Annotated in this window: 9 protein-coding genes, 4 tRNA genes and 1 other RNA gene; 8 read left to right on the forward strand and 6 right to left on the reverse strand. The window is 31.8% G+C overall.

Annotation, left to right across the window (positions count from 1 at the left end; genetic code table 11):
- Window positions 1-55 precede the first annotated feature (55 nt).
- On the forward strand, window positions 56-223 hold the full coding sequence (locus TPPER_RS01335) for a hypothetical protein (protein WP_186787042.1): 168 nt from the start codon (window positions 56-58) through the stop codon (window positions 221-223).
- A gap of 48 nt (window positions 224-271) precedes the next feature.
- On the opposite strand, the gene rnpB is transcribed toward TPPER_RS01335, so the two are convergent.
- From rnpB to rlmB, 4 genes are all read right to left on the reverse strand, one after another.
- Window positions 272-606: RNase P RNA component class A (gene rnpB, locus TPPER_RS01200), an RNA gene on the reverse strand.
- A gap of 41 nt (window positions 607-647) precedes the next feature.
- A complete protein-coding gene (gene aspS, locus TPPER_RS01205) occupies window positions 648-2,354 on the reverse strand; it encodes an aspartate--tRNA ligase (protein WP_099336947.1) in 1,707 nt (568 codons plus the stop codon).
- Window positions 2,355-2,571: 217 nt separating this feature from the next.
- Window positions 2,572-2,656 (reverse strand) — tRNA-Ser (locus TPPER_RS01210).
- Window positions 2,657-2,732: 76 nt separating this feature from the next.
- On the reverse strand, window positions 2,733-3,497 hold the full coding sequence (gene rlmB / locus TPPER_RS01215) for a 23S rRNA (guanosine(2251)-2'-O)-methyltransferase RlmB (RefSeq protein WP_099336948.1): 765 nt from the start codon (window positions 3,495-3,497) through the stop codon (window positions 2,733-2,735).
- Between the two features lie 96 nt (window positions 3,498-3,593).
- Here rlmB and TPPER_RS01220 point away from each other — a divergent pair, with 96 nt between their 5' ends.
- From TPPER_RS01220 to TPPER_RS01250, 7 genes are all read left to right on the forward strand, one after another.
- Complete coding sequence (locus tag TPPER_RS01220) at window positions 3,594-5,210, forward strand: flavodoxin domain-containing protein (RefSeq protein ID WP_099336949.1); 1,617 nt, start codon at window positions 3,594-3,596, stop codon at window positions 5,208-5,210.
- Entirely contained in the window at window positions 5,200-6,900 is a 1,701-nt protein-coding gene (locus TPPER_RS01225) for an NADPH-dependent assimilatory sulfite reductase hemoprotein subunit (protein ID WP_099336950.1), read from the forward strand. The genes TPPER_RS01220 and TPPER_RS01225 overlap by 11 nt, the downstream gene beginning before the upstream one ends.
- A 4-nt stretch (window positions 6,901-6,904) precedes the next feature.
- A complete protein-coding gene (locus TPPER_RS01230) occupies window positions 6,905-7,630 on the forward strand; it encodes a phosphoadenylyl-sulfate reductase (RefSeq protein WP_099336951.1) in 726 nt (241 codons plus the stop codon).
- Window positions 7,631-7,675: 45 nt separating this feature from the next.
- A tRNA-His gene (locus TPPER_RS01235) sits at window positions 7,676-7,754 on the forward strand.
- Between the two features lie 9 nt (window positions 7,755-7,763).
- Window positions 7,764-7,845: transfer RNA gene (locus tag TPPER_RS01240), tRNA-Leu, on the forward strand.
- 14 nt (window positions 7,846-7,859) lie between these two features.
- Window positions 7,860-7,933, forward strand: a tRNA-Pro gene (locus TPPER_RS01245).
- Window positions 7,934-7,944: 11 nt separating this feature from the next.
- Window positions 7,945-8,760, forward strand: a complete 816-nt coding sequence (locus TPPER_RS01250) for a serine acetyltransferase domain-containing protein (RefSeq protein ID WP_099336952.1) — start codon at window positions 7,945-7,947, stop codon at window positions 8,758-8,760.
- 9 nt (window positions 8,761-8,769) lie between these two features.
- Here TPPER_RS01250 and lysS read toward each other — a convergent pair whose 3' ends face one another.
- Both lysS and TPPER_RS01260 read right to left on the reverse strand, forming a co-directional pair.
- Entirely contained in the window at window positions 8,770-10,314 is a 1,545-nt protein-coding gene (gene lysS, locus TPPER_RS01255; protein ID WP_099336953.1) for a lysine--tRNA ligase, read from the reverse strand.
- 16 nt (window positions 10,315-10,330) lie between these two features.
- Window positions 10,331-10,719, reverse strand: a 389-nt coding sequence (locus TPPER_RS01260) for a peptide chain release factor-like protein (RefSeq protein WP_272896470.1), incomplete at its 5' end; no start/stop codon positions are given.

The following is a 10,719-nucleotide window of genomic DNA, read 5'->3' on the forward strand; positions in this document are numbered from 1 at the left end:
AGGGTTGATAGTCTAGGAGAACAGCCTTAAAGTATGTATGATGAGGCTATCGTATATGTATGAGGCTAACGAAGCTAACGAAACAATGAACAGACTGACAGCAGAACATACTACTGCTTTCCACCCCAACCTTCTCCGGGATACCTTTCCTACTGAGAGTTCCCACACATACTCCCTCACAAACATCCTCTTCTGTTTACTACTGACCCTAACTCCACTATAGAAACCAACCCATTAAAGAATCCCTATCCTGTGGTTAACCAATATAAAAGAAACTAATATAAGCTGGGTTCTGTATATTAAACATCCATTTATCTAGACTAATAATCTCATATTAGTTCAAGCATTCTACCCAACCCAATACGAGCAATACCTTTAGAACTTTTAGTTAGCTTTGTTTCAGATGGAGCTTACATATATAGGCTGTTCCCAATATAATAGCATGTTCTTAGCATACCTTTCACCCTTACCTAAGAGGCGGTATAGTTTCTGTTGCAGCTTTCGTAGATAATCTCTCCCAGCGTTACCTGGCATCTTGCTCTATGAAACCCGGACTTTCCTCTGCTTTAAAATATATATCTAATATATGCAGCGTCTGTATATTAAACCAAATAGATTCTCACATACTCCCTCACATACTTCCTCTTCTAATAACAAGCTCTATCTATTTCACTAGGAGCATTTAACATTAAGTCAGTTCCAGAGTTGCTTTTTGGGAAAGCTATTACATCTTTAATACTTTCTGAACCAGCTATTAACATTAACAACCTATCTAACCCAAAAGCAAACCCAAGGTGTGGAGGAGCTCCATATCTTAAAGCATTAAGTAAACAACCATAGGATACTTCCTGTTCTTTCTTACTAAGGTTTAGTATATTAAAAACAGCCTTTTGGTTATTAAAACTATTGATTCGAACAGAGCCACTTCCTATTTCATATCCATTTATTACCAAATCATATGAGTTTGCAGCTATATCTATTGGGTCAACATTAGTTAAGTCTATGTTCTTTTTTGGAGCTGTAAATGGATGATGTGTAGCTATATACTCATTATTAGCAGCTTTTCTAAATAAAGGGAAGTCAGTGATCCAAACAGGAAACCATCTTTTTATATGTATCTGTAAGTCTTTTGCTATCTTTTCTTTTAATATAGTTAAGAAGCTATGTTCACTGGGGTTAGTTAGGAATATAATAAATATAAAGTCATCAATATTAGCATTTGTATGCTTTATAGCTTTTATCAAAAGAGAACCAAAACCCAAGCTAGATTCTATATTAGCTTCATTAAAAGACTGTTTAGTTAGTTTTATCCATATAAAGCTTTGTTTATTAATCTTTTCAACATACTCTTTATATTCATTAACTTTATCTATTGTTAGGAATACATTATGAGGTATGTGTAATATCTTTCCTTTATAGTCTTTTGCGGATGTTGCGGCTGTTGTGTTTACATTACTAATAAGTTCTTTAATATCAACATATTCTAAAGGATTACTTAAGTCAGGCTTATCAGTCCCAAACCTAGATATAGCTTCTTTATAGGACATTCTATAAAAGTGATTTAGCTTAATGCCTTTAAACTCTAACCATAAGTCTTTAACTAGGTCTTCTAATATAGCATGTAGCTTATAGACATTCATAAAAGCTGTTTCAATATCTAACTGAGTAAACTCTGGTTGTCGGTCAGATCTTAAGTCTTCATCTCGAAAGCATCTTACTATTTGGTAATAACGATCATACCCTGAAACCATCAGTAACTGTTTATATACTTGAGGAGACTGAGGTAATACATAATATTTGGTTCTATGGGTTCTACTTGGTATTATATATTCTCTAGAGCCCTCTGTTGAGTATTTACTTAAATATGGTGTTTCAATATCTAAAAAGCCTTTTTGATTCATATGCTTTCTAATATAGTTAATAACATGAGTACGTTTTATTAAGTTATCCGACATATAGTTACTACGTAAGTCAAGATATCTATGCTTTAGTCTTTGTTCTTCATTATTAGTCTTATATATATCAATAGGTAGTATGTCAGACTCATTTAATATAGAAAGACCTATAGCTAATACTTCTATATCCCCAGTAGATATGCTATTATTTATTTGAGATATTGGTCTAGCACGAACTAATCCGTCTAATTGAATACAAAGCTCATTATGTAGTTTTAATGTCTTAAGAAAGATAGGTTTATTTTCAACCTCAATATATGCTTGAACTATTCCTTTTATATCGCGTAGTTCTAAAAATATTAGCTTACCAAGGTTTCTTATCTTATTTAGCCATCCACATATAGTAATCCTTTTCCCAATATGTAATGACCTTAGCTCTCCGCAATATATGGTGCGCATTCCTTTATACTCCTAGAAGAGATTATATGCTGTTTGGATGATGTTAGTTCAGGCATTATATCTAAGAAGTTCTGACACCACTCTGACGTACATACTAAAAGCATACCGCATTCCTCCACATGTCTCGGGTTAAAGTCTGGTCTATGGTCTATGTTGCTTAGAGTCCAATAAAACCAATACATATTAAGCTACTAAACCTAACTAAACCATATATAGCTGGAGGAGTAGAGATTCGAACTCTAGAATGCTTTCACATTGCTAGCTTTCAAGACTAGTGCCTTAAACCACTCGGCCACTCCTCCGTATGGATTAATAAGCTAACAACCATTTCTAGAAGTTGGTATATATAATAAGAACTATAGACAGCCGGTATAGAACCTATCTTTCTTTGATCTCCCATATAGTTAACAGTCTCTGTCGTAATATCTCAAATAAAAAGACTCCAGTGGCAACAGAGACATTAAGAGAAGCCACTGACCCAACCATTGGAATACTAGCAACTATATCACAGGCTTTATATATGGGCTTACGAATGCCTTTACTTTCACTTCCCATAATAACAGCAATAGAACCTAAACCTAGCTTTAAACTATATATACTACTCTTAGATTTATCTGATGTTCCAACTATATATACTCTATCTTTCTTTAATATGTATATTACCTTAGATAAGCTACTAACATAATATATAGGGCTCTTACTAACAGAAAAGGTAGCTGCTTTTTTAGCTACTTCATTAAAATGAACTGCCTTGTGGTGTGTTATAATAACTCCGTGAACACCAGCTGCATTAGCACTTCTCAAACAAGAACCTAAATTACGAGAGTCAACAATACCATCAAGTATTAACAATAATAGCTTATTTCTATACATATATAACAACTCAGTAAAGCTATCTTTATTATGGTTTCTATTAGACCTAATATATGCAACAATACCTTGATGAACAACATTAGCTTTTATATGCTTATAAAACCAGTCCTTATTAACTATATTAAAACCTATATGGTATCTTTTTAGCTTTAATAACATCTTTAAATGGATAGGCTTTTTACTTTCTAATATAGAAACATATTCAACCATATCGGGAGCTCTTTCTAATATGTTCATTATCACATGAATACCATATACTATAGCTGTCATATATTGTGGTTAATAAGCTTTTATAGTTAGTTATTATATAAAGAATAAGCTGTCATAATTATAGTCATTATAGTTAATAACCCTTTATAGCTTAATATGGAAACTACAATAATATCTGCTTCTCAAACTGGAAACTCTCGCGAGCTAGCAAGCCTATTATATAATGCTTTTATTAGGGAAAGCATAAAAACCATAAACTATAAAGCTTGTGACTATGACTTTAAAAACATAAGCAAAGAAAGGTTGTTAATAGTTATAACTTCAACATATGGAGAAGGAGAACCTCCAGAAGAAGCAGTTGAACTATATAACTACCTATTTTCAATAAAAGCTCCTTTATTGATAAATACAAAATATGCAGTCTTTAGCTTAGGAGATAGCACATATAAACACTTCTCTAAGATAGGAAAGGACTTCGACTATAGGCTAGCTGAACTAGGGGGTAAAAGAATATATAAAAGAATAGATGCTGATATTAACTATAAAGACGTGTTTGAACTATGGAAGAAAAGGCTAATAAAGCTATTAAAAGAAGAATATAATACAGCTGCTAATACAACTAATAATATAGCTCTAACCAATTCTAAGGTAAACCGCTCTAATATATGTAATAGAAGAACTCTATATTTAGCTAGCTTATCAACCATAAAAAAGATAACTAGTAACTATTCAATAAAAAAGACCTTCCATATAGAGCTTAATATTGACAATGACATACCCTATATTCCAGGAGCTTCTTTAAGTGTTTTAAATAATAATGAAGAACCTTTAGTTAAAGAAGCATCTAAATACTTAAGGACTAGTATAGATGAATATGTATATATTAGTAGGAATAAAGTTCTTATTAACACCCTAATAAGATCCTATTTCGAAGTTACTCAACCTAGCTTAATAGTAATAGAAAAGGCTGTTATAGGTTCAAAATGTGATCATCTACAAATGCTACTAAAAAGCAATAACATTATAATAAATGCTATTAAACATATCTCAACTATAGACTTCTTAAGATATATAAAGCTATCTCTAAATGCTAACATCTTAATAGCTATTCTAAATAGACTAAAGCCAAGACTATATTCAATAGCTTCATCACAGCTAGACACCAATAAAGAGGTTCATTTAACAGTAAACCTAATTGAATACAATATAGATAGCTATACAAGAAAAGGAAATACTAGTAACTACTTAATAAGATATGCTTCATATATACCCAATCTTAAAGTAGCTGTTCAAAATAATAACAGCTTTTCTATACCCAAACCCAAGCATATGCCAATAATCATGTTTGGCTCTGGAACTGGTATTGCCCCATTCAGATCTTTTATACTTCATAATAAGATAGTCTCTAGCTTTAAAAGATGTTGGTTATTCTTTGGAAACCCAAGCTTTAATAATGACTTTTTATATCAAACAGAATGGAAAAGCTATATAAAAGCTAACATCTTAAGTAAACTAACTCTAGTATGGTCTAGAGATCAAGCTATAAAAACATATATACAAGACCTTATAAGAATAAAAGAACATAATATATGGCTTTGGATAAAAGAACCCACAACCATCTATATATGCGGTAATGCTAACTATATGGCTTTTGAGTTAGAAGCTGCTATAATTAATGTCTTATGTGAAAACAATAACATATCATATATAAAGGCAATAATAATATTAAATATAATGAAAGCTAACCAACAATACCAAAAAGATGTTTATTAGTAATAAGCCTAATATGTCTAATAATGAACTACTGAAAAAAGAAAGCAGCTTACTACGTGGGTCTATAGTAAAAGATATAGAAGCTAATATAACAGGAGGCTTTAACTATAACAACTCTCAACTTATTAGGTTTCATGGTATGTATCAACAAGATGATAGAGACCTTAGAAAAGAACGTTTAAAACAAAAGCTAGAACCTTTAGTAACTATAATGTTAAGATGTAGATTACCTGGAGGCATAATAACTGCAAATCAATGGTTTAAAATAAATAAGCTTGCTACTGAGTCTACATTGTATAATAATATAAGACTAACAACTAGACAAACGTTTCAGCTTCATGGTATTTTAAAAGCTAATATAAAAGCTATGCATAAGATATTAAACAAAATAGAACTAGACTCTATTGCTACTGCTGGAGATGTAAATAGAAACATATTATGTTCTTTTAGTCCTAAGTCCCATATTAGCTATATTAACTGTTGGAGCTGGTCAATAAAGATAGCAACTCATTTACTTCCTAAAAGCAAGGCATATGCAGAACTATGGTTAAAAGATAAGAAAACAACCCTAATAAAAGATGAACCTATATTAGGTAATAATTACTTGCCTAGAAAGTTTAAGATAGCAATAGCCATTCCACCAGTAAATGACGTAGACATATATTCAAATGATATTGGTTTTATTGCAGTTAATAAGCTAAATAAGTTAATAGGATTTAATATAATAGTAGGAGGTGGCTTATCTATTGTTCATAATGATAAACAAACATATCCAAAAAAGGCTAACGAAATAGGGTTTATCTTCTTAAACGAGACATTAAAAGTATCAGAAGCAATTATTACTATTCAGCGCGACTATGGTAATAGAGTTAATAGAAAAGCTGCAAGGACAAGATATACATTAGATAAAGTTAGTATTAGCTTATTTAGAAAAGAGATAGAAAAAAGAGCTAACTTAAACCTAAGCTATGTCTATCCTTATAGTTTTAACAAACGCAATGATAGTATTGGGTGGCTAAAAGGAAATGATAAAAGCTGGTATTTAAATATATACGTTCAAAATGGACGTGTTGTTGATTATCAAGATAAGCTTCTAAAAACTGGTCTAGAAAAGATATCTAAAATACATAATAAAAGCTTTTGTATAACACCAAACCAAAATATAGTTATTACTGATGTTAGGTCCGTCTCTAAACCTAAGCTAGAAAGTATCATTAAAACCTATAAGCTAATTAACATAAAAGAGTCTATACATAAAAGAAAAGCAATGGCTTGTGTTTCATTTCCTACCTGTCCTTTAGCTATGGCAGAAGCTGAAAGGTTCTTAGTACCATTTCTTAACAAGCTAGAAAAGATTATGCTTCATAATAATGTACATAAGGATTCTATCATATTAAGAATATCTGGATGTCCTAATGGATGTAGTAGAAGTATGCTTTCTGAAATATGTTTAGTAGGTAAATCCATTGGGAAGTATAATGTTTATCTAGGAGGGAACTATGAAGGAACACGTATTCCAAAGCTCTATATAGAAAATGCTAATGAAAAAGATATCTTAAAAGCTATAAGCAAAGCCTCTAAAAGCTGGGTTAACAATAAAAGACCTAATGAACCATTTGGGAGCTTTATCATAAGAACAAAACTAATAAGACCTGTTATAAACTCATCTAAAGACTTTTATAGTATATAGCTCTATGGTAGAACTAAAACATAGCTTTCTTTACCTTAATAAAGACCTAATAAAAAGAATAGCATTATCTCTAAATAAACAGCTAAAAGACTTAACAACATTAAAAAGAGTAAGATGGTCATTTGAAACACTACCTCAAAAAGCCATCCTTTCTTCTAGTTTTGGTATACAATCAGCTGCTATCCTAAAACTAATAACTTACCAAATACCAGGTGTTTATATAATAGTAATAGATACTGGATACCTATTTAGAGAAACATATAGACATATTGAAAAGCTAACCCTTAAACTAAACCTAAATACATATATAAACCGCTCTAATATCTCTAGTAAATGGCAAGAGCTAAAATACGGAAAGCTATGGTCTAAAGGGAAAGAAGGCATTATCCTTTATAATAAACTAAATAAGGTTAACCCAATGAATTATATCCTAAAAAAGCATAACATAAAAACATGGATTGCTGGCTTACGTAATGAACAGTCTAATAGTAGGTTTAAGTTATTAGCATTAACTATTAACAACAACATATTTAAGCTGCTACCAATTATTGATTTAAACGGACGAGACCTATTCTTTTTGTTAAGGAAATATAAGATAACCTATAACCCATTATGGAATATAGGATATGTTTCATTAGGAGATGTTCATACTACTTGCGTATATAAAGTTGGTATGAAAGAAGAAGCCACAAGGTTTTATGGTATAAAAAGAGAATGTGGCTTACATTAGCTTACTAATCAACAAACAGCTGTTCTTCAATTAGAACATTCTTAAGGTGACTGTAGTTCAGTTGGTTAGAATACTGGCTTGTGAATCCAGTGGTCGTGGGTTCAACCCCCATCAGTCACCTCCAATCCTATAAGCGAAGGTGGCGAAACTGGTAAACGCACTAGTCTCAGAAGCTAGTATCTTAATCTATAAGGGTTCGAGTCCCTTTCTTCGCAATATACGGTTAAGCCGGTGAGTAGCGCAGCTTGGTAGCGTAACTGGTTTGGGACCAGTGGGTCGGAGGTTCAAATCCTCTCTCACCGACAGTAGGTATCTTGAAGATTAATAATAACATTAAGCTAGAAGCCCCCAGACATTTCTCCCATTATGTATTCAAGAAAGCGTGTATGTATGGTAAAAAGATAAAGCTAATATGGAATACTATTAAGTTAGAAGCTAAGCTATTAACAGGCTATGAGTCTATACTAAAAAAGCCCCTCTACAATAGATTTATAGGACATAAAGCATTTAACAGCTCATTATTGTATAGCTTAACAAAGAATCTAAAAGACAATCCTATAATAAAAGCTATAACTATAAGAACGCTATATAATATACATATGTATATTCCAAAGCTAGAACCATTTGCTATTCAAGATATCTATATGGTATTCCTAAAAGATCCAATAATAAATAAGTATATCATGCCAATGCTATATTTAAAAGGATTCCACGCTATAGTAGTATATCGTATATACAGCTGCTTTTGGAATCGAAATAAACAGCTCTTATCTACCTATATCCAAAATAAGATATCAGTAGTTCTAAACATAGATATTCACCCAGCTGCATATATTTATAATGGGACAGTATTTGATCATGCAACTGGGGTTGTAATAGGTGAAACATCAGTATTAAAGAAAGGTATCTCTATTTTACAGCAGGTAACATTAGGAGGTTCTGGTAAACTAAAAGGTAACAGACATCCTAAAATAAATGAAGAAGTAACTATTGGAGCTGGAACATCAGTATTAGGTAATATAAAGATAGATAATAAAGTAAAGCTAGGAGCTGGTTCAGTAGTATTACATTCAATCCCAACCCGTAAAACAGCTGTTGGTATTCCAGCTAACATAATAACAAGCACTTAATACGGTTCTTTATTGAATCGCTTTTAAAGTCCGCATAGTTGGAAACAATATAACATCTCGTATATTACTGGCATTAGCTAAAACCATAACTAACCGATCTATACCAATACCTAATCCAGCAGTTGGTGGTAGTCCGTATTCTAAAGACTTAATATAGTCAGCTTCATATAAGCCTAACCTATCATTAGGTTCTTTTTCTTTTAATTGGTTTATAAAAGCTAATGATTGTTCACTTGAGTCATTCAGCTCCGAAAACCCATTACCAACTTCTTTACCATTTATAAACACTTCAAAACGTTCACTTAAAAAAGGATTTCTATCTAAACGACGCGCAAGAGGAGATACTTCAGAAGGGTAGTTAATAATAAAGGTAGTCTGTTTCAACATGCTTTCCACAACTCTTTTAAATATATGTGTTTGAACCTTACCTAAACCCCATTCCTTTTCTAGCTTAATATCTAAAGAGCTAGCAATATCTTTAGTTAGCTTAATATCAGTTAGATCAGCATAGGTTATGGATGAACAAAAGCTACATATTGATTCTAACATTGGTATCTTAATAAAGGCTTTACTAATAGCTAATACAATATTACCATAGTTAATAGTATTTCTACCTAATATGCTTTTAGTAATGTATTTAAATAGGTCTTCAACTAACTCCATAAGTACAATATAGTTAGCATAAGCCATATATAGTTCCATCATAGTAAACTCAGGATTATGGTAAGCTGAAAGTCCTTCGTTTCGAAAGCTACGGTTAATTTCAAATATCTTTTCAAAACCACCTACTACCAAGCGTTTCATATATAGTTCAGGTGCTACCCGTAAATACATATCAATATTCAAAGTATTATGATGAGTGATGAATGGTCGTGCAAGGGCACCTCCTGGTATTAAGTGCATCATAGGAGTTTCTACTTCAATATAGCTATTGCTCAACATATAGCTTCGTAGTTCTGATATAATATGTGTTCTAGCTTTAAATATATATCGAGCTCTTTCATTATAAACTAAGTCTAAATACCGTTGTCGATAACATAGTTCTTTATTTATTAGTCCATGATATTTATTAGGTAAAGGCCTAACAGGTTTAGTTAATAGACGTATATCATAGCAACATATAGATAGCTCTCCTGCTTTTGTTTTAAATAGCTTACCACAAGCACCAACTATATCTCCTAATTCTAATAGGTTAGCTTGTTCTTTATATGTAGAACAGGTGTCACAAGATATGTATAGCTGTATATAACCACCCGTATCTTGTAGAGTCAGAAAAGATAGTTTACCAAAGCTGCGTATATTAGTTATTCTACCAGCAGTTGCTATGTTAAGATTTAATATAGTTAAAAGCTCTTTGGGTTTATTAGAATAGCTTAAACGTATTCTATTAGCTATGGTATTTCTGCGAAAGCTATTTGGATATATAGTAGAAGCTTTTATAGAACACAAGCTTAACAACTTATATTTACGTCTATAATACTCACTATCAATAAAGGCTTTTGATATTCTATATTGTATAGATGAACCATACCTAAGAGGTTCTATAATAAACATATCCATATAACGCTCCTTATAAACCATACCTAAGAGTTTCTATAATAAACATATCTATATTACCATTTAATACTGACTGAACATCTCGTGTTTCTAAATCTGTACGAAGGTCTTTAACAAGTGAACTATCTAAAATATATGATCTAATTTGATTACCCCAACTAATACTAAACTTAGAGGCCTCAATGGTTTTCTTTTCAATAGTCTTTTTAGAGAGTTCAAACTGATATAGCTTAGACTTCAACTGCTTTAACGCATATTCTTTATTCCTATGTTGAGATCTACTGCTTTGACACTGAGTTGTTATATTAGTTGGTAAGTGTGTTATCCTAACAGCTGACTCTGTTTTATTAACATGCTGTCCTCCAGCCCCTGAAGAACGAAATGTGTCTATTCTTAGGTCAG

Source organism: Candidatus Tremblayella phenacoccinincola (assembly GCF_002682985.1).
Classification (GTDB): domain Bacteria; phylum Pseudomonadota; class Gammaproteobacteria; order Burkholderiales; family Burkholderiaceae; genus Tremblaya; species Tremblaya phenacola_C.

Excerpts from the sequence above, each read along its gene's own strand:
- TPPER_RS01225 (WP_099336950.1), top strand. The coding sequence starts at position 5,200 with ATGTTTATTAGTAATAAGCCTAATATGTCTAATAATGAACTACTGAAA.
- TPPER_RS01335 (WP_186787042.1), top strand. The coding sequence starts at position 56 with ATGTATGAGGCTAACGAAGCTAACGAAACAATGAACAGACTGACAGCA.
- lysS (WP_099336953.1), bottom strand. The coding sequence starts at position 10,314 with ATGTTTATTATAGAACCTCTTAGGTATGGTTCATCTATACAATATAGA.
- rlmB (WP_099336948.1), bottom strand. The coding sequence starts at position 3,497 with ATGACAGCTATAGTATATGGTATTCATGTGATAATGAACATATTAGAA.
- aspS (WP_099336947.1), bottom strand. The coding sequence starts at position 2,354 with ATGCGCACCATATATTGCGGAGAGCTAAGGTCATTACATATTGGGAAA.
- TPPER_RS01230 (WP_099336951.1), top strand. The coding sequence starts at position 6,905 with ATGGTAGAACTAAAACATAGCTTTCTTTACCTTAATAAAGACCTAATA.
- TPPER_RS01220 (WP_099336949.1), top strand. The coding sequence starts at position 3,594 with ATGGAAACTACAATAATATCTGCTTCTCAAACTGGAAACTCTCGCGAG.